Raw genomic sequence first — 19,689 nt, forward strand, 5'->3', positions numbered from 1 at the left:
GTTTCATCCTAAGATGTTTGGCTTTCATCCTTTAATACTTGGCTTTCATCCATTGATGTTTGACATTCATCCTTTAATACTTGGCTTCCATCCTTTAATACTTGGCTTTCATCTATTGATGTTTGATATTCATCCTTTAATACTTGGCTTTCATCCATTGATGTTTGATATTCATATGTTATTGTTTGCATTTTATATATTGATGTAATGATAAACATCAATAATGTTTCAACCTTCATATACTAATGTAACAGGTTTTATCATTAATGTAACATAAGTCATATACAATTTCTCTCGTTTCATATGTCAGTTTTATGAGCCTACCGGCAGTTGGGTTTGCGATGCCTAACCTACATGCCGGTTACTGAGTAAACTTTTTATATAGCTAAGTAAGTTTTTTGTTTAAAGAGATAATATCTTTTATGGAAATTCATTAAAAAAGCTTTATTTGGAGGCTATTTTAAAATGGGCAATTAAAAAAATATGAGAGGGATTGATATACCTACACTCAAAAGTTGTACTTTTATAAAAATTTATAAATCCTTAAAAATTGAAAAGATGAATACTGTTTATTTTTTAATCGCCATCGTGGTTTTCTTGTTTTTTACAGGAATACGAATTGTACGCCCTACCCATCGTGGTTTAATTGAACGACTTGGTAAATATAATCGTTTTGCCGATCCCGGATTTCACTGGATAATCCCCATTATTGAGCACATGTTTTCGGTAAATACTACCGAACAAATGGTAGATGCCGAACCCCAGGAAATAATAACCAACGATAATCTGAACGCCCGTGTGGATGCACAGGTTTATTTTAAAGTAAAAGATGATGAAATAAGTGTAAAATCTTCGCAATATAACGTTAATAATTATAAATGGCAAATTGTTAACCTGGCACGTACTACTTTACGTAATATTATTGGCACGCTTACGCTAAAATCTGCCAACAGCGAACGTGGAAAAATCAATTCGGAGTTGCACAACACTCTTTGCCACGAAACACAAACCTGGGGTATCGAGATAGTTCGTACCGAACTCAAGGAAATTGACCCGCCCAAAGATGTTCAGGAAACGATGAATAAAGTAGTAAAAGCCGAAAACGAAAAAATTGCCGCCATTGACTATGCCACTGCGCGCGAAACCGTTGCCGACGGTGAAAAACGTGCCAAGATTAAGGAATTTGAAGGTATCAAACAATCGAAAATATTGCAAGCCGAAGGCGAAGCAGAAGCTATTCGTTTGGTAAACGAGGCTGCCGAAAAATATTTCATCGGGAATGCCCAGTTACTCCGCAAATTGCAGACTCTTGAAGTTTCGCTTTCAAATAATGCTAAAATAGTTATCCCCACAGGTAGCGAACTGGTTAATATCATTGGCGACATGGCGGGAGTAATACCTTTGCGTGCCAAGCCAAAAGATAATCCAAACGTTTAATCAACCAAGGATTTTAAAACCTTGAGGGTTTTCCTCGCCTACGGCGAAATGTAACATATTGAAATGGTTTGCAACTTTTAACCCAAACTCAGGTTATTAATAAAAAAAACTGCCCTTTTAGAGGAGCAGCTTTTCAAACAACTATGAATTAACAAAATTTACTTCTTTGTTTTCTTTTTTGCTACAGCTTTTTTCTTGGGAGTAGCTTTTTTAGCCATCATATCCTTTACAGCAGCCTGTGCAGCGGCAAGGCGTGCAATAGGAACACGGAAAGGAGAGCAACTTACATAGGATAATCCCAGTTTATGGCAGAATTCAACGGATGTTGGTTCGCCACCATGCTCGCCACAGATACCTAACTTAATATTCGGGCGTGTAGCACGGCCACGTTCGCAGGCAATCTTCATCAGTTCACCAACGGTGCTCTGGTCAATCTGCTGGAATGGATCCACCGGTAATATTTTTGTATCTGTATAATGTTGCAGGAAGCTCGATGCGTCATCACGACTGAAACCAAAGGTCATCTGGGTAAGGTCGTTGGTGCCGAATGAGAAGAATTGTGCATATTTTGCCATTTTATCGGCAGCCAATGCAGCACGCGGAATCTCAATCATGGTTCCTACCATATGAGGTATTTCTTTCAGTTTGAATTTAGCACAAACTTCAGCATATACCTTTTTGATGATTTCATACTGGTGAGCTAATTCTGTTTCTACGCAGGTTACCGGAATCATGATTTCGGGGAAAGGATTTTTCTTTTCCTTGATAAGTTCTGCAGCGGATTCAAAGATAGCACGTACCTGTGTTTCGGTGATTTCAGGGAAAGTGATACCCAAGCGAACGCCACGGTGTCCCATCATTGGGTTAACTTCATGCAGCTTGTCGGCACGTTCGGTAAATTCTACCAATCCAATTCCGAGGTTTTTGCAGAGTTTTTCCTGTTCTTCTTTTTGTGTTGGTACAAATTCATGCAAAGGTGGGTCGAGTGTACGGAAAGTTACCGGCAATCTATCCATGGCTTCCAGAGTACCTTTTATATCTTTTTTCATGTAAGGGAACAGTTCAGCTAATGCAGCACGACGTTCTTCTTCATTCTTGCTGATGATCATCTTACGCAAGAGGAATAAAGGAGCTTCGGAACCTTTTCCGTAGAACATATGTTCTGTACGGAAAAGTCCGATACCTTCGGCTCCAAATTCACGTGCTTTCTGGGCATCTGCCGGATTGTCGGAATTGGTACGGACTTTTAGTTTGCGGTATTTGTCCACAATGGTCATAAACTTCAGCAGGTCTTCGTTTTCTGTTGCGCTTATAGTAGCAAGCTCTCCTTTATATACTTTACCTTTTGTTCCGTTAAGCGAAATCCAATCACCTTCTTTCAGCTTTTCGCCTTTGATGTTAACGGTGCGGGTAGTGAAATCTATCTTAATGTCGGCAGCACCTACTATGCAGCATTTTCCCCATCCACGGGCAACCAATGCAGCGTGTGATGTCATACCACCACGGGCGGTTAAAACAGCCTGTGCAGCACGCATACCTTCGATATCTTCAGGATTGGTTTCTTCGCGAACCAGGATAACTTTTACTTTCGGGTCTTTCTTTACAGCTTCCACTGCATCGGCAGCAGTCAGCACTATTTTACCCATTGCTCCTCCGGGACCTGCTGGTAAACCTTTGCATAATACTTCTGCTTTTGTTTCTGCTTTTGGGTCTAACAGAGGGAATAAAAGTTCTTCCATCTGCGATGGAGCAACTCTAAGGATAGCTGTTTTTTCGTCAATAAGTTTTTCTTTCAACATATCCAATGCCATCTTCACAGCGGCGGTGCCGTTACGTTTTCCAACACGGCATTGCAGCATATACAGTTTTTGATCCTGTATGGTGAATTCAATATCAAGCATATCATGATAATGCTTTTCCAACTTTTTCTGAACAGCATCTAATTCTTTGTAAACTTTTGGCATTGCTTTTTCCAGCGATACCAGATGAATGGTATGTTCCGATTTTCCTACTTCATTAATTGGGTTTGGTGTACGGATACCGGCTACTACGTCTTCGCCTTGTGCATTTGCAAGCCATTCTCCATAGAAATATTTGTCGCCGGTGGCAGGGTTACGGGTAAAAGCAACACCTGTAGCAGATGTATCGCCCATATTTCCGAATACCATGCTCTGAATGTTTACGGCAGTGCCCCAGTTGTCAGGGATAGCTTCAATTTTGCGGTAAGCAATGGCACGTTTACCCATCCAACTCTGGAACACGGCACCTACAGCGCCCCATAATTGTTCCATTGCGTTTTCGGGAAAGGGCTTGCCCAAAACTTCTTTTACTTTCTTTTTGTATATTTCGATAAGTTCTTTCAAGTCGTCGGCAGTAAGGTCGGTATCTGATTTTGCACCGCGGGCTTTTTTCATTTTTTCCAATTCATGTTCTAACTGAACGCGGACACCTTTTCCTTCGGCAGGTTCAATACCTGCTGCTTTTTCCATTACTACATCGCTGTACATCTGAATCAAACGACGTTGGCTATCGTAAACAAAACGGGGATTCCCTGTTTTTTTAATTAAGCCTTCCCGGGTTTCATTGTTTAACCCTACGTTTAATACAGTTTCCATCATACCAGGCATGGAACTGCGTGCACCCGAACGAACAGACACAAGCAAAGGGTTTTTCTTGTCGCCAAATTTGGCGCCCATTTCAGCTTCGGTATGTGCCAAAGCTTCCATTACCTGGTGGTCAAGTTCTTTGGGGTATTTCTTGTCGTTTTCGTAGTATGCAGTGCAAACTTCGGTAGTGATGGTAAAACCTGCAGGTACCGGTAAACCAATGTTTACCATTTCGGCAAGGTTGGCACCTTTACCGCCCAATAAGTTTTTCATGTCGGCTTGTCCGTCGGCTTTTTTGCCTCCAAAAAAATAAACATACTTTATTTCTTTTTCTTTTGCCATTGAATATTCTCCTTTTTAATTAATTGTTTGCTAAAGAGTTTCGATTAAAAACGTGCGTACACGCCAAAAATTTTGCAAATGTATAAAAATTAATGTTTTTGTACTTTATATACCTGTGATTTTTTTCGGAAAAGCTGGACTAATAACAGAATTTACCGGTATTTGTATCGGATTCGGAAATGAACAATCCCGTTGTTAAAAGAACATTGTATATTTACAGGCGTATAATACAACCAATTCTTAATTGGAGTATTGAATTCAGAAATCGTATAAAATCGTATTTTTGGAGCAAATTTATTTTTCAGGCATCACAGGTACTTAAAATCAATAATTATGAATGAAATAATACAAAAAATACAGGAAGCTGCAAAGAAATACGAGAAATACACTGCCGGAAACTTGTCGAAATTAGTGAAGATCAAGTCTACCAGCATGCACGAAAAAGAAGTACAACTGGAACTGAAACGGCAAATGGAAGATGCCGGTTTTGATGAAGTACGCATTGACGGACTTGGTAATGTCATCGGCAGAATTGGCAACGGGAAACGAATACTTGCCATTGACGGACATATGGATACGGTGGACGTTGGAAATATTGCAAACTGGACATTCGATCCTTTTTGTGGGGATATAAAATGCGGATTTGTACACGGACGGGGAACCGTTGACCAGGAAGGCGGTGTAGCTGCAGCCGTTACCAGTGGACGTATTCTGAAAGAACTGGGTTTTGACAAAGACATGACTTTTTACGTTGTGGGCAGTGTGATGGAAGAAGACTGCGACGGACTTTGTTGGAAATACTTAGTGGAAGAAGAAAAGCTGCAACCTGAGGTTGTCATCAGCACGGAACCCACCAACCTGAATATCTATCGCGGGCAACGCGGGAGGATGGAGATGGCAGTAAAGTTTAAAGGGATTAGTTGCCACGGAAGTGCCCCCGAAAGGGGAAAAAATGCAATTTACATGGCTGCACGTGCCGCTCTTGAAATAGAAAAACTGAATGAACGCTTGCCGGTGGATGAATTTCTTGGAAAAGGAAGCGTTACCATCTCGGAAATTAAATCTGGTAGTCCATCTCTTTGTGCTGTTGCCGATTATGCCCAGTTTCACCTCGACCGCCGCCTTACCTGGGGCGAAACCAAAGAATCTGCCCTGGCAGAAATCCGGGAGATCATCAAAGATATGGATGCTACGGTGGAGGTTCTTCACTATGAAGAAACGGCATATACCGGCATGCGTTACGGAATGGAGAAGTATTATCCCACATGGAAAATTCCGGCAGACCATTATTCCGTTCGAACCGGCGTGAAAGCTTTTCGCAAGCTGTTTAACAAAGAACCGGTAGTGGATAAATGGACTTTTTCTACCAATGGTGTAACCATCAACGGCTATTATGGCATTCCAGTAGTAGGTTTCGGACCTGGCAACGAAGTATTTGCCCATGCACCCAACGAAAAAGTTCCCGTAAGCGACCTGGTAGATGCTTCTGCCTTTTACGCTGCCTTTGCGTGGCTTTTTTGAAGAAAAACTGATTAATTTTAATATTTTTACGTAATGATCATGGATTTTAAGAAAATAACAGAACAAATTGCTGCTCTGAAAACAAATTTATACCAAAAAGATTTCCTGCTTACCTGGGATAAAACACCTGAAGAACTAATGATGGTAATGCTTGTAGCAGAAGCACTACGAAGTCTTCGTAATCAGAATATTTCAACCCGGTGTTTCGATTCGGGACTTGGTATTTCCAACTTCCGCGATAACTCTACCCGTACCCGTTTTTCGTTTGCTTCTGCCTGTAACCTGCTTGGATTGGAAGTGCAGGATCTTGACGAAGGGACATCCCAGATTGCCCACGGCGAAACTGTTCGCGAAACGGCAAACATGATCTCTTTTCTTACTGAAATCATCGGAATACGCGACGATATGTTTCTTGGAGAAGGCCACAAGTATATGTCAGAGGTAGGCGAAGCCCTTGAAGACGGTTACAAACATGGCGTTTTGCCGCAACGGCCCGGTATAGTGAACCTGCAATGCGATATTGACCATCCGACACAAAGTATGGCCGACCTTCTTCACCTCGTAAATTACTTTGGCGGAATTGAAAATCTGAAGGGAAAGAAAATTGCCATGACGTGGGCTTATTCTCCCAGCTACGGAAAACCTCTTTCGGTGCCGCAGGGCATCATCGGGTTGATGACACGCTTTGGTATGCAGGTGAAACTGGCATACCCGGAAGGATATTCGCTGATTCCGGAAGTGGTGGAACTTGCCGGGAAAAATGCAAAGGCTTCGGGCGGAAGTTTTCATGTGATGAATAGCATGGAAGAAGCTTTTACAAATGCCGATATTGTTTACCCGAAGAGTTGGGCTCCCTTCTCGGTGATGGAACGCCGCACTGCATTGCTGAAAAATAACGACAGGGACGGGCTAAAGGCTTTAGAACAAGAATGCCTTGCCAATAATGCACGTTTTAAACATTGGGAATGCAATGATGAAAAGATGAAGATTACACGGGATGGCAAGGCATTGTATATGCACTGCCTGCCTGCCGATATTTCCGGTGTGTCGTGCCGCGAAGGGGAAGTGGCAGCCAACGTATTTGAACGTTATCGTATAGAAACCTACAAGGAAGCCGGTTATAAACCTTATATCATAGCCGCCATGATGCTTACAAACCGTTTTGCCAACCCTGCTGCCATGCTGAATAGTATGTTGGAAAGAGGAAACAGGAGAGCGGGACTTTAGGAAGTTTCAGTTTTTTAAAACTTTTCACCTGTATTTTATGGGTTTGGTATTTCATTTGTTTAATTGATCTCCGATAATAATTAATAGTGCAGATTAACGTTACTTTTTAATATTAATAATAAAAAATAGCTAATATGATGAAAAAGAGAACACGTATTTTATTATTTATTGCCCTGATGTTCGTTGTGCCATTTTATGGCAAAGCACAAGAAGTTAAAAAAGGGAATATGAATTTAGGGATTGCAATAGGTCCAGCCACTAATTTCTATGACTATTCCTCGGGTATGAGACCAGGTGTTTATGGCTATTTTGAACAGGGTTTCTGGGAAGTAGGACCTGGAACCATTGCTCTGGGAGCAGAAGCTGGTTTCTCGTTCCTGCATCATGATGGCGATGATTTTAATTACAATTGGACTAACTTCTTTTTGCTTGCACGCGGAGCATATCATTATTACATCAAAGTTGCACATTTAGATGTATATGCAGGTTTTACTACCGGTCCCCGCTTTACCGCTTTTTCTGACAATTATGATCATAGCAACCATGGGGATTCGCCGGATTATGACGCTGTTAATTTTCATTTTGGAGGGTTTACCGGTGCCGCTTACCAGTTTAATAACAAACTTACAGGATTTATAGAATGTGGACACGACATTACGACTGTTTCTGCCGGGTTACGGTTTAAGTTGTACTAATCTTTTCTTTTAAAAAATAGCATCTTCTATAGATTTCATAAAGGCAGCTGGAGCGATCTATCCCCATAAATTATCGAGATGTAATTCTGTAAAAAGAATCAGAAATATAATTCTGGAGAATGTGTTTTTTTTGCAAAGCAGATAGGGAAACACCATTGTACGATCCGTAGTGGTTAACCATAACCATTTGTCCGGGAAAATATTAAAGCATTTTGTTTAATAAATCATAAAACTCTGTTTTTACTATGGGTTTTGAGATATAGCCATCGCAACCAGCCTGTTTACATTTTTCTATTTCGTCGGGCATGGCATAAGCGGTTTGCGCAATTATTTTCAATGCAGGTTGTATTTTCTTTATTGCTGAAGTGGCTTCGTAACCATTCATGCCGGGCATACGAATGTCCATCAAAACAATGTCAATTTTAGGTTCGCTGACAACAATTCTAACGGCTTCATCTCCATCTTTTGCCCATAAAAGTTGTGCCTTGGTTTTTTTAAGCATTGCTTCTATCAGGTAATAATTCGATTCTATGTCTTCTGCAATGAGAATGGTCGTATTTTTTAAATTTGGCAAACCTGTTTCTATAGTATTTTCATTTAAAGGTGTTGCATTTATATCTACAACACCGGGAAGCTGAAAGTAAAAGGAAGAGCCTTTTCCTTCCTCAGAATCTACCCATAGTGAGCCTCCTAACAAATCGGAAATTTCTTTGCAGATTGCCAGCCCCAACCCTATTCCGCCATGTTTGCGTGTATGGGTATCGTCCACCTGGCGGAAACGTTCGAAAATCAGATCTGTTTTATCTGATGGAATTCCAATTCCTGTATCCTGAACAAAGAAAGTTATATCTTTTTCGGAAAAGAAGTATCCAAACTCAATTTTTCCCTTTTCAGTAAACTTAACAGCATTATTCAACAGATTGGTAAGCATTTGAATTAACTTGGTTTTATCTGTAAGGATAGCTGTGGAAGTGGTATTGGGTTCGGGCTCGAATAAAACGGATATATGTTCTTTTTTTTCGTTGTTAATTTCGGCTTCAACAAATGATTTCAATTCCAAAAAAACGTCATAAACAGAAAAACTTTCCGGCCTTATTTTCAGTTCTTTTGTCTGAAGCATGGAAATATTAAAAATGGATTCAATGATACTAAGCAGGTGATTGCCACTTTTGTTTATTAATTTTGCCATTTCAAGTATTTCGTCGAGGGGCAAACTGTCATCAATCAAACTGCTGAAGCCAATAACCGCATTTAATGGAGTTCGCAGTTCATGGCTCATGGCAGCAAGGAATGCCGACTTTAGGCGGTCGCTTTCTTCGGCTTTTTCTTTGGCTAATATGAGTTCTGCTTCTTTTTTCTTTAGTTCAGTAATATTGGTAAAGGTGCCAATGATGCCCGCAACTTCATCCTTTTCGTTATAAAAAACGGCTTTGTCATAAATTACCTGATATTCTTTCTGATCCTTATCAAGAATAACGGATTCATAACGTTGCCTGCTTTTATCCCGTAACAGTTCCATATCCTTTTCATTGTATGTTTGGGAATACTGTTCGGGCCATAATTCATTTACTGTTTTACCACGGATTTCCTCAGCCGATTTACCGAACATTTCGGAAAAAGCTTCGTTGCAACCCAGGTATTTGCCTTCGGTATCTTTATAAAATAAAGGAACAGGAATGGAATGCAGCATGGCATCGATAAAATAATACTGCCGTTTGATTTCATTTTCCGCTTTTTTACGTTCCGAAATATCTCTGACGATGCCCACCGCACCGTAGCCTTCGGAAAGTTGCATACCGGCAAGGGAAAGTTCAATATCAATAATAGTTCCGTCTTTTTTTAAAGCTTCCAGTTCTACTACTTTTCCAAGCATGGGACCTTCGCCCGTTTCTCTGAAATGTTGGAATGCCGGTAAATGCTGCGAATGATATTTTGAAGGAGCCAGCAAGGAATGTATATTTTTATTTCTGGCTTCTTCAATAGAATATCCGAATATTTTTTCAGCCCCGGGATTCCAATAATTGATTTTTCCTTCATTATCAATCATGATAATGCCATCCTGAGCGTAGGTAGTAATCAGGCGGAATTTTTCTTCGCTTGCTTTCAGTTTCAGCCTTTCATTTTTAAGTTTTAAAACACCTTCAATTGCTATAGGCAAACGGTGCAAACGTTCTTTTACCACGTAGTCCCAGGCACCAGCTTTAATAGAGTCGGCAGCAGCTTCTTCACTTATTGTACCAGTTACAATAATAATAGGGGTATCGGGGTGCATTTCACGAGCCATCCTTGCAGCTTCCAGTCCGTTAAGCTGGGGTAATTTGAAATCGCTTAACACTATATCAGGATAAAAATCTATGAGTGCCTGTTCAAAATCGCTTCTTGAAACAACCCATTTAAAACGGAAATCAAACTTTAAGGAGGAGGTTATTTCCAGTTTAATAAGCTCCATATCGTTTTCATCATCTTCGAGCATCAATATTTTGAGCATTTCCATAACACACGTTATTTTTTTTTGATTATACAGTTTTATTAACAATCGCCCAAAAAGAACCTATTTTTTTTACAGCTTCTATAAAATCGTCATAATCTACTGGTTTCACCACATAAGCATTTACGCCCAAATTATAGCTTTTCACAAGATCGCTCTCCATAGCCGAAGAGGTTAGCATCACCACTGGTATGGTTTTTAGCTCTTCGTCCGATTTAATGATTTTTAAAGCCTGAATCCCATCAAGTTTTGGCATTTTGATATCGAGCAATATCAGTACCGGTTTTTCTTTTTCCCGGTTTTGGTATTTGCCATTGTATTGCAGGTAGTCCAAAACCTGGATACCATCATTTACAACGTCTATACGGTTGCTTAATTTGCATTGTTTAAAAGCCGTTAAGGTTAGTTCAACGTCGTTTTCGTTATCTTCGGCATAAAGAATTGGAGGAATTTTTTCCATAGTAAAATGTTTTATAATGTAATAAAAAATGTTGCGCCATTATTTGTTTCGCCTTTGGCGGTAATGGTTCCGCCATGTTTATGAATTATTTGTTTAACATTAGCCAAGCCAATACCAGTACCTTCAAATTCGCTTTGGGTGTGCAAGCGCTGAAAAACACCAAATAGTTTATTCGCGTAAGCCATATCGAAACCGGCTCCATTATCCTTTACGAAGATAGTATTTTTCTGGTCAGTATCTTTATAATATCCTATTTCTATTATCGCTTTTTCTTTTTTGGATGTAAATTTGATGGCATTGGAAATAAGATTTTCAAAAACCATTTGTAAAAGCCCGGAATCGCCATGGATCACGGGAAGTTTGCCAACTTTCATTTCGATTTTTCGGCTTGTGATTTCCGGTTCAAATTGATTAATTACATTTTTAACCAAGGTATTCAAATCAACTTCCGTTGTTTGTATGGGCTTTCGTCCCAAACGGGAAAATTTTAGCAAATCGTCAATCATCCTTCCCATCTGGATAACCGAATCGCTGATTTTCCGGAAGTACCTGTTGGTTTCATCAGAAGATTCAGAAATTGCATCTTTTAAAATTTTGGAAAAGCCATCAATATGACGGAGCGGAGCACGTAAATCGTGCGAAATGGAATATGCAAAAGATTCAAGGTCCTTGTTGGCATCTTCAAGTTGCAAGGTACGTTCCTCTACTTTTTTCTCAAGATGTTGATTTAGCTCGTTTAATTCGGTTATATCCCGGGAAATACCCAAAATACCCATCAGGTGGCCTTCCACGTCGTACATCGGTGTTTTTATGGTTTCAAATAAACCTTTATATCCGTTTCCGGCAAAAACTAATTCCTCTGTGTTTATGGAAGGTTTTCCTGCCATCATGGCTTTACGGTCTTTTTCTCTAAAAAAATCGGCAATAGGCGCATCCACAAAATCATAATCGGTTTTGCCGATAATATCTTTTTCTTTTGCTCCGAAAAGAAGTTCGAATTGTGGATTGCATAGTATATAAACGCCATTATGATCTTTCAGCCATACCAAATCGGGGATGGATTCAATGAGGGTACGTAATCGTTTACGCTCGTTTTCCAGTTTTAACTCGGCAATTTTTCGTTCGGTGATGTCGTGAATTACGCCAAGTATATATTCTTCTTCATTAAGGCTAATGACTTCTGCCGACACCAAACAGTTCCTGACATTTCCCTTAAAATTGAAATCACATTCAAAATTCTGCACCCTGCCGTTTTTCTGCAAAAGAGATGTAAATTGATTCCGCTGTTCGGAAATGATCCATAAATGAATATCGATTGTTGTTTTTCCAATACATTCATCTTTGGTTAAGCCCGAAAGAGCAATAAAAGAATCGTTTGTTTCCACGATCTTTCCTTCGTTAAGGAAGGTGATTAAAATAGGATCGGGACTACAACGGAAGGCTTTGGCAAATTTTTCCTCACTTTTTTTCAGATTGTCCAATGTATTTTTCAACAGGGTGATGTCGCGCGAAAACATAGCAACGTTTTCAATGGTACCATCTGCTTCCACTATGGGTTCTATCGTATTTTCGAACCATTTTTCATCATAAGTATCTGTAAAAGTAATACCTCTCCGGGCTTCGATACATTCATTGATAATCTTTACTCTGTTTTGAAAAACAGATGGCGGCAACACTTTGCTTGTCGAAAATCCAATAATTTCTTCTCTGGTTTTGCCCCAGCGATGAAGCAATATTTTATTACATGCCTGGAATTCACCTTTCCGGTTGGTCATGGTAATGGCATCGGAAGATGCATCGAGAACTGCCTGTAAAAGATTGTTCGCTTTACTGAGTTTTTGTTCAGTAATTTTTCTTTCGGTGATGTTACGTACAGCGCCATAAATACCTTTTAATGCATTTCGATCGCTGTCCCAAAGAGGATGAGCAAATACCTGCACCCAAACCACTTCTCCCCGTTTGTTCAGTGTGCGGATTTCCGATTTTATGGCACGGTTACCGAAAAGGTTCAGCAAATCCTCATCTTCTTTCTTCAGATCATCGGGATGAATAGAAGCATGCCAGCCTCCTTTAGCCTTGTATTCTTCGAAAGTAAAACCTGTGATATTCTCGAAGGCTCCGCTTACCCAATTTAATTCGAAGGAACCATCCGAAAGCACCATGGTGGAAAAAACATAATCGGAAGAAACCTCTGATATAAGCCGGTAACGTTCTTCGCTTTTGTTAAGTTCCTCCTGAATCTTTATCCTTTCCCCGATATTTCTGCTGACTCCGATAAATTCAAGTAAATTACCCTGTTCGTCTCTGTTAGCAGAAATAATTACTTCTGTCCAGACCGTTGAACCATCCTTGCAGGTTTGTTCCAATTCATAGCAACCAAAAACGTCTTTTTTAATGCCTTTTGCTTCTTCATCCAGCGTTTCCGCTAATAATTGTAAAGCTTTTCGGGCTGATGCGGGAGTGAGTACATCATTGATGGTTTGTTTGTATACTTCTGCCGCCGTAAACCCCCTGAGTCGCTCTATCGATGGGCTGACATACGTAAATTGTCCCTGTAAATTTAAAATCCAGATAAGATCGGAAACTTTTGAAGTAAGTATTTGATAGCGGTTAAGTTCCGTCTTTTTTTGAGATAATTCATTCCTTAAGGCAAGGTTTTCCTGCAGAAGCGCTTCGTAAGTTGGATCGTTTTCTATCATGGCGCACAATTTTTGCATTGTAAAAAATTACCCCGAAAATTATTTTAATGGCACCAAATCATATATTTTCAACATGCCACTCTTACAAAAACTATATTTCAATCTTTTTATTTGCCCGTCTTAAAATAGTCTTCAAATATAAGTAATTTTAATAAATTTCTGAAAAAGGCCGCCCAAGTATTTTTTATACGTTAACAGATTAAAAAAAGTAATTAAGAAATAACCCGGCAGGTTGCTCTGAAAATTTTCTCTATTTAATCCCTTAACGTTTTTTACATAAATTTTAGCAGTTAAACAAAAATTAATACATTTGGCAGCTTAAATTTTGGAACTCACATTATAACTTACCTATAAAAATTAATTTCTATGACTGAAAAAGTGCATAAACTTCTCAGCGAGTCCAAGACAGCTCGCTGGACGGCGCTTGGTGTAGTTGCGTTTACGATGCTTTGCGGCTATTATCTTGCCGATGTTATGGCTCCGCTAAAGCCCTTACTCGAAAGCCAGAAAGGCTGGTCGAGTACAGAATACGGCTTTTTTACCAGTGCTTACGGCTGGTTCAACGTGTTTCTTTTGATGCTGATTTTTGGTGGCATCATTCTCGACAAAATGGGGGTACGTTTTACCGGTATGATGGCAACAATTATTATGGTAATAGGTACCGCCATTAAGTATTGGGCCATTTCCACTCATTCACTCGATGGTGCAATGCTTTTCGGATGGAAAGCCCAGGTTACCGTTGCGGCAATAGGATATGCCATTTTTGGTGTAGGAGTTGAAATTGCTGGTATTACTGTTTCAAAAATTATTGTTAAATGGTTTAAAGGAAAAGAAATGGCGCTTGCCATGGGGCTCGAAATGGCTACCGCACGTATGGGTACCGCCCTTGCATTGGCTACCTCCGCTCCTATTGCTAAAGCCATGAACGATGTTTCTGTTCCTATTCTCCTTTGTCTTATCATGCTCTGTATCGGACTCATCGCATTCTTTATTTATACATTCATGGATAAAAAGTTGGATGCTTCCATCGCCGCCGGTAAAGACGGTAGCGAAGAAAGCGAAGAAGAATTCCGGCTTAATGACATTAAAATGATATTCACAAACAAAGGATGGTGGTATATTGCAATACTTTGTGTGCTGTTCTACTCTGCAGTATTTCCATTTCTGAAATATGCTTCCGATTTGATGGTAAACAAATTTGGTGTAGACGAATCGCTGGCAGGACTCATCCCCAGCCTACTCCCCTTCGGAACCATGATACTCACTCCTACTTTTGGCAACCTGTACGACCGCAAAGGAAAAGGTGCAACCATTATGATACTGGGTGCCATTTTGCTTATTTTTGTACATGCCATGTTTGCCATTCCTTTTATTAACAATTGGATAATGGCTATTTTGCTTATCATAGTACTGGGAGTAGGTTTTTCATTGGTTCCCTCTGCCATGTGGCCCTCAGTTCCCAAAATTATTCCTGAGAAACAATTAGGAACAGCATACGCTATGATATTTTGGGTACAAAATTGGGGTTTGATGGGTGTTCCTGCCCTCATTGGCTGGGTATTGGATAAATACTGTATCACCGGAACAAAAATTGTAGACGGTGCTACCATTCACAGTTATAATTACACCCTTCCCATGATTATTTTTATGTGTCTGGGCTTTCTTGCGCTGATTTTTGCCTTCCTGCTGAAAGCAGAAGACAAGAAGAAAGGTTATGGCTTGCAATTGCCTAACATCAAAAAATAGCATTCTCACATCTGAAAACCCCCGGTCGTAAAACCCGGGGGTTTTTTGTTAAATTCAGCTTTGTGGCAATCTTTGCAAAACAAATTTTATCTAAGTTTGTTCCGTTTAAAAAGAACCAAATATAGAATATAATGAAATTCAGTGTAACTCTTTTATTTTTAATTGTTTTTTCACTTCTTTTTTGATAAATACCGGTACTGTAGAGAAAGAAAAGGCACAGAAAGTAGATAAAAATTTGTATGCAGAAAGAACCCAAAGTAATTCGGTCAATCATAGCTACATTCCGCATTAATCTGAGCGATGAACCTGCCGGTGTACATTTTATTTCCATGTGTTCGGATAATCATTCTGCAACAGAAAAAGTATTTTTAATACATTGATGATATGATACGTATATTTTCCCTTCCTGGTTTTTTGATTTTTGTAATCTTTTTTTCTTTTCTACAGCCTGCAAAAGCACAAATCAGTGAAGGAGGAATTCCCCCCAGTTTTACAATAAAAGGCATTCCCGATAAATTTCAGGAGTATCTTCTTGCCACCCCTGACTATCAGCAATTAAAAGCGGAAGATGCCATAGAAAGCGAAAAAGGCAATCCCTATCGAATAGGAATAGCCATACCATTTGCTGTTAACCTGCAAAATGCAGGTACATGGACTAACTTTCCCACGGGAGGCAAAATATGGAGAATGAAAATAATGGTAAAAGAAGCCAGGGCACTGGGGCTATATTTCAGCAAATTTCACCTGCCTGAAGGTGCAAAATTCTTCATTTACGATGATGAACATAACCAGGTAAAAGGGGCTTATACTTCGGCAAATTCTTCAGAAAACGGGCTTTTTGCCGTGGAATATCTTACCGGCACAGCAATTACTCTTGAATTGTACCAGCCCAATATTACCGGAGACCCTCCCGAATTGGAAATTGACAACGTTGCCTATTTTTACAGGGGTGTTGAAACTATTAAATCTGAAAAATCTTCTGATCCATGCGAAGTGAATATCAACTGCAAAGAAGGCGACGGGTGGCAAAATCAGAAGCGGGGAGTTGTAAGGATATTGATAAGAAAAAATGGCTCATATTACTGGTGTACGGGATCACTGGTTAACAACACACGAAACGATGCCACGCCTTATGTTCTCACAGCAGATCATTGTGGAGAATCGGCTTCGGCAACCGATCTCAGTCAGTGGATATTTTATTTTAATTTCGAGTACGAAGATTGTGCAAATCAAGCCAGTACCCCTGTGTCGCAGTCGCTTACCGGAGCTGTCCGTATTGCCCACGGGGGTAACAGTGGCTCAACCGGTTCTGATTTTTACCTGGTTTTACTCGATAATGATATTCCTGTTCAATACAATCCATATTTTAATGGCTGGAGTATTTTGGCTCAGCCCAGTGTAAACGGAGTCTGTATCCACCATCCGGCAGGAGACGTGAAAAAAATCTCAACCTATACACAACCTTTGTTATCCGCTGAATGGATGAACAACGGATTGCAATCACATTGGGAAGTAGGCTGGAACGAAACTGCAAACGGACATGGTGTAACAGAAGGAGGCTCCTCAGGCTCTCCGCTTTTAGATTCATACGGAAGAATTGTTGGCACGCTTACAGGCGGGCTTTCTTCCTGTAATTCTCCTAATGAAAAAGATTATTTCGGAATGTTTCCCTACCATTGGGCTTCAAACGGCACCACTGACGACCAGCAGTTGAAACCCTGGCTCGACCCCGATAATACCGGAGTTTCTTATCTTGATGGCATTTCAAACAATCCCAATGCTGTTTATGCCGAATTTACTGCTGATGCCGATACCATACCCGTGGGTGGCAGCATCCGGTTTACCGATTATTCTGTCGGAAATATAAGCACTTACAACTGGCTTTTCGAAGGAGGCTACCCTATTTCTTTTTCAGGAAAGGAACCTCCTTCCGTTACTTATGATACTATCGGGGTTTTTAACACCACTCTTACCGTTGCAAACGAATTTTATACCCACAACAAAACACTTTCTGTATTCGTTGCTCCGAAAGTGTATCCAAATCCATTTTCAGACTATACTTTTCATATTGTCATGGGAAAATTATCTTCAGACGATAATGTAAACATCTCGCTCTACGACCCGTACGGAAGAGCGGTGAAATTTTACGCAGTAGACGAAAACAATGGGAAAAAAATTGTACTTAACCAATGTATTTCTGGTGTTTACATGCTTAGGGTAGAAAAAAACGGGCATACAAACGCACTAAAAATTGTCTGCGCTCGTTGAAGTTTCAACTAAGATTTTTATTCTTCAATTTATTATGATAAGCGCTACCTTATTACCTTCACTTGATGGTATCACCCAAAAAATCCTCCGGGCAGAACGACTGACTCCTGCTGAAGGAATTTTTTTGTACGAAAAAGCCGACCTTCCCCTGTTAGGTCTGTTAGCCAATGTTGTGAGAGAACAAAAAAATGACAAATATGTATTTTATAACCGGAATATTCACATCGAGCCTACCAATATTTGCATTTACAATTGCAGGTTTTGTTCCTATTCCAAAAAACCTGGAACTGACGGATGGGAATTTACTCCGGAGGAAATGCTCGAAAAGGTTAAAAATGCAGGAGATACCATTACTGAGGTACATATAGTTGGTGGCGTCCATCCCGACAGGGATGCAATTTTTTATGGCGAATTGATGCAACGGATTAAGCAGATTAAACCTGATATTCACATTAAAGCATTCACTGCCATTGAGTTGGATTTTATGATCCGCAAAGCTGGAATGAAGTTAAAAGAAGGATTAAAGTATCTGAAAAACTGTGGGCTCGATTCCATTCCCGGAGGTGGGGCGGAAATTTTTGACGAAGAAATCCGCAAACAAATCTGTAACAAGAAAAATAATGCCGACCGTTGGCTGGAGATTCACGAAACAGCCCACCAACTCGGGATACCTTCCAATGCCACCATACTGTACGGGCATGTGGAAAATTACACCCACCGCATTGACCATCTTACTCGCCTGCGTGAGTTACAGGACCGCACCGGGGGATTTCAGGCATTTATTCCACTGAAATACCGGAGTAAAAATAATGAAATGAGCAAAATAGGGGAAGTATCTGTAATTGAAGACATGAAAAATTATGCTTTTTCGCGTATTTACCTCGATAATATTCAACATATTAAAGCATATTGGCCCATGCTGGGCAAACAAATGGCACAATTAGCCCTCTCGTTTGGGGTTGACGATATGGATGGTACAATTAACGATACAACTAAAATTTATTCCCTTGCAGGTGCAGAAGATACAAAACCCGAAATGTCTTCATTGGAAATGATAAAGTTGATTGCACAGGCAGGAAGGATTCCGGCAGAAAGAGACTCCCTGTACAATATAATAAAAATAGACAGCTAAAATACAAGAATACAGTCCTGTTTTTCCCTTAAACAGAACTCCCTTTAACATACCGTCTCCATTTTTCTATAACCTCTTGCATATCTGGAGGTAAAACTGAATCAAACAGCATAAATTTTCCTGTTGCGGGATGAATAAACCCTAAAGAACGGGCATGTAATGCCTGACGGGGAATAATGGTAAAACAATTGTGTATAAATTGTTTGTATTTACTGAAGGTAGTTCCTTTGATAATTTCATTTCCTCCGTACGTGGCATCATTAAACAGAGGATGCCCGAGATATTTCATGTGTGCCCGTATCTGGTGAGTGCGACCCGTTTCCAACTGGCATTCGATGAGGGTAACATATCCAAAACGTTCAATCACTTCATAATGGGTAACGGCATGCCGCCCAAAATCTCCATCGGGGAAAACAGTTATAATTCTCCTGTCTTTAAAACTTCTGCCCACATTGGCTGTAAGAGTTCCCTCATCTTCCGAAAAATCGCCCCAAACCAAAGCAACATATTTTCTTTCAACGGTATGATTGAAAAATTGCTTTGCCAAAATACTTTGTGCAAGTTCATTTTTAGCCACCAGTAAAATTCCGGAGGTATCTTTGTCTATTCTATGGGCAAGATAGGGATGTGCTTTCTTTTCTCCATTTTGCAAAAAGTGGTATAGTAAAGCATTGACTAATGTTCCCATAAAATTACCATAAGCCGGATGCACTACCATTCCTGCCGGTTTATTTACCAAAATAATATCATCATCCTCGTAAACAATATTTAAAGGAATATTTTCGGGAAGTAGGGTTGTATCTCTCGGAGGGAAAGTAAGCAAAACCGTAATAATATCCCGAGGTTTTACCCGGTAATTTTGTTTTACAGCTTCATCATTTACCATAATACAACCGGCGCGAGTTGCCAATTGTATTTTGTGGCGCGAAATATTTTCTATTTTACTAAACAAGAACTTATCTATCCTCAGCAAACTTTGCCCTTTATCAACCACAAAACGGTAGTGCTCATACAACGCACTATTTTCTTCTGAAATTCCAGTGTTTTCTTCCATCGTTTGTGGCAGTG

At 40.0% G+C, this 19,689-nt stretch carries 13 protein-coding genes; 7 read left to right on the forward strand and 6 right to left on the reverse strand.

The genetic code is table 11. From position 1 onward, the window contains the following. Positions 1–8: 8 nt before the first annotated feature. Positions 9–239, reverse strand: coding sequence for a hypothetical protein (locus tag M0R21_02530; protein ID MCK9616688.1), 231 nt, complete (start codon positions 237–239; stop codon positions 9–11). Between the two features lie 319 nt (positions 240–558). On the opposite strand from M0R21_02530, the gene M0R21_02535 reads away from it, so the two are divergent. Further along, complete coding sequence (locus M0R21_02535; protein MCK9616689.1) at positions 559–1,437, forward strand: SPFH/Band 7/PHB domain protein; 879 nt, start codon at positions 559–561, stop codon at positions 1,435–1,437. A 158-nt stretch (positions 1,438–1,595) separates the two neighbouring features. Here the strand turns inward: M0R21_02535 and ppdK are convergent, their stop codons facing one another. Further along, the gene (gene ppdK, locus M0R21_02540) at positions 1,596–4,385 is read right to left on the reverse strand and encodes a pyruvate, phosphate dikinase (protein MCK9616690.1); all 2,790 of its coding nucleotides are present in this window, start codon (positions 4,383–4,385) and stop codon (positions 1,596–1,598) included. Positions 4,386–4,718: 333 nt separating this feature from the next. Between ppdK and M0R21_02545 the strand changes: the two genes are divergently transcribed. From M0R21_02545 to M0R21_02555, 3 genes are all read left to right on the forward strand, one after another. After that, positions 4,719–5,906 (forward strand): YgeY family selenium metabolism-linked hydrolase, encoded by a 1,188-nt coding sequence (locus tag M0R21_02545; GenBank protein ID MCK9616691.1) that lies wholly within the window; start codon positions 4,719–4,721, stop codon positions 5,904–5,906. Between the two features lie 39 nt (positions 5,907–5,945). Continuing rightward, positions 5,946–7,133, forward strand: a complete 1,188-nt coding sequence (gene ygeW, locus M0R21_02550) for a knotted carbamoyltransferase YgeW (protein ID MCK9616692.1) — start codon at positions 5,946–5,948, stop codon at positions 7,131–7,133. A 134-nt stretch (positions 7,134–7,267) separates the two neighbouring features. After that, the gene (locus tag M0R21_02555; protein ID MCK9616693.1) at positions 7,268–7,828 is read left to right on the forward strand and encodes a hypothetical protein; all 561 of its coding nucleotides are present in this window, start codon (positions 7,268–7,270) and stop codon (positions 7,826–7,828) included. 202 nt (positions 7,829–8,030) lie between these two features. Here the strand turns inward: M0R21_02555 and M0R21_02560 are convergent, their stop codons facing one another. The 3 genes from M0R21_02560 to M0R21_02570 are packed head-to-tail and all read right to left on the reverse strand — an operon-like array spanning position 8,031 to position 13,475. Beyond that, positions 8,031–10,322: a PAS domain S-box protein gene (locus M0R21_02560; GenBank protein ID MCK9616694.1), complete on the reverse strand. Its 2,292-nt coding sequence runs from the start codon at positions 10,320–10,322 to the stop codon at positions 8,031–8,033. Positions 10,323–10,344: 22 nt separating this feature from the next. Beyond that, positions 10,345–10,776 (reverse strand): response regulator, encoded by a 432-nt coding sequence (locus M0R21_02565; GenBank protein MCK9616695.1) that lies wholly within the window; start codon positions 10,774–10,776, stop codon positions 10,345–10,347. 11 nt (positions 10,777–10,787) lie between these two features. Further along, entirely contained in the window at positions 10,788–13,475 is a 2,688-nt protein-coding gene (locus tag M0R21_02570; GenBank protein MCK9616696.1) for a PAS domain S-box protein, read from the reverse strand. Between the two features lie 366 nt (positions 13,476–13,841). On the opposite strand from M0R21_02570, the gene M0R21_02575 reads away from it, so the two are divergent. The 3 genes from M0R21_02575 to mqnE all read left to right on the forward strand — a co-directional run bounded on the left by M0R21_02575 (position 13,842) and on the right by mqnE (position 18,621). Next, the gene (locus M0R21_02575) at positions 13,842–15,221 is read left to right on the forward strand and encodes an MFS transporter (GenBank protein MCK9616697.1); all 1,380 of its coding nucleotides are present in this window, start codon (positions 13,842–13,844) and stop codon (positions 15,219–15,221) included. Between the two features lie 384 nt (positions 15,222–15,605). Then, a complete protein-coding gene (locus tag M0R21_02580) occupies positions 15,606–17,489 on the forward strand; it encodes a T9SS type A sorting domain-containing protein (GenBank protein MCK9616698.1) in 1,884 nt (627 codons plus the stop codon). A gap of 34 nt (positions 17,490–17,523) precedes the next feature. Then, positions 17,524–18,621, forward strand: a complete 1,098-nt coding sequence (gene mqnE / locus M0R21_02585) for an aminofutalosine synthase MqnE (GenBank protein ID MCK9616699.1) — start codon at positions 17,524–17,526, stop codon at positions 18,619–18,621. Positions 18,622–18,649: 28 nt separating this feature from the next. Here mqnE and M0R21_02590 read toward each other — a convergent pair whose 3' ends face one another. Then, on the reverse strand, positions 18,650–19,675 hold the full coding sequence (locus tag M0R21_02590; GenBank protein ID MCK9616700.1) for an RluA family pseudouridine synthase: 1,026 nt from the start codon (positions 19,673–19,675) through the stop codon (positions 18,650–18,652). Between the last annotated feature and the right edge of the window lie 14 nt (positions 19,676–19,689).

This window comes from Lentimicrobiaceae bacterium (genome assembly GCA_023227965.1).
GTDB lineage: Bacteria > Bacteroidota > Bacteroidia > Bacteroidales > JALOCA01 > JALOCA01.

What these genes read in the sequence shown, in the direction of transcription:
- M0R21_02560 (MCK9616694.1), bottom strand. Translation starts at nt 10,322, where the DNA reads ATGGAAATGCTCAAAATATTGATGCTCGAAGATGATGAAAACGATATG.
- ppdK (MCK9616690.1), bottom strand. Translation starts at nt 4,385, where the DNA reads ATGGCAAAAGAAAAAGAAATAAAGTATGTTTATTTTTTTGGAGGCAAA.
- M0R21_02565 (MCK9616695.1), bottom strand. Translation starts at nt 10,776, where the DNA reads ATGGAAAAAATTCCTCCAATTCTTTATGCCGAAGATAACGAAAACGAC.
- M0R21_02590 (MCK9616700.1), bottom strand. Translation starts at nt 19,675, where the DNA reads ATGGAAGAAAACACTGGAATTTCAGAAGAAAATAGTGCGTTGTATGAG.
- mqnE (MCK9616699.1), top strand. Translation starts at nt 17,524, where the DNA reads ATGATAAGCGCTACCTTATTACCTTCACTTGATGGTATCACCCAAAAA.
- M0R21_02570 (MCK9616696.1), bottom strand. Translation starts at nt 13,475, where the DNA reads ATGATAGAAAACGATCCAACTTACGAAGCGCTTCTGCAGGAAAACCTT.
- M0R21_02530 (MCK9616688.1), bottom strand. Translation starts at nt 239, where the DNA reads ATGAAGGTTGAAACATTATTGATGTTTATCATTACATCAATATATAAA.
- M0R21_02575 (MCK9616697.1), top strand. Translation starts at nt 13,842, where the DNA reads ATGACTGAAAAAGTGCATAAACTTCTCAGCGAGTCCAAGACAGCTCGC.
- M0R21_02580 (MCK9616698.1), top strand. Translation starts at nt 15,606, where the DNA reads ATGATACGTATATTTTCCCTTCCTGGTTTTTTGATTTTTGTAATCTTT.
- ygeW (MCK9616692.1), top strand. Translation starts at nt 5,946, where the DNA reads ATGGATTTTAAGAAAATAACAGAACAAATTGCTGCTCTGAAAACAAAT.
- M0R21_02555 (MCK9616693.1), top strand. Translation starts at nt 7,268, where the DNA reads ATGATGAAAAAGAGAACACGTATTTTATTATTTATTGCCCTGATGTTC.
- M0R21_02535 (MCK9616689.1), top strand. Translation starts at nt 559, where the DNA reads ATGAATACTGTTTATTTTTTAATCGCCATCGTGGTTTTCTTGTTTTTT.
- M0R21_02545 (MCK9616691.1), top strand. Translation starts at nt 4,719, where the DNA reads ATGAATGAAATAATACAAAAAATACAGGAAGCTGCAAAGAAATACGAG.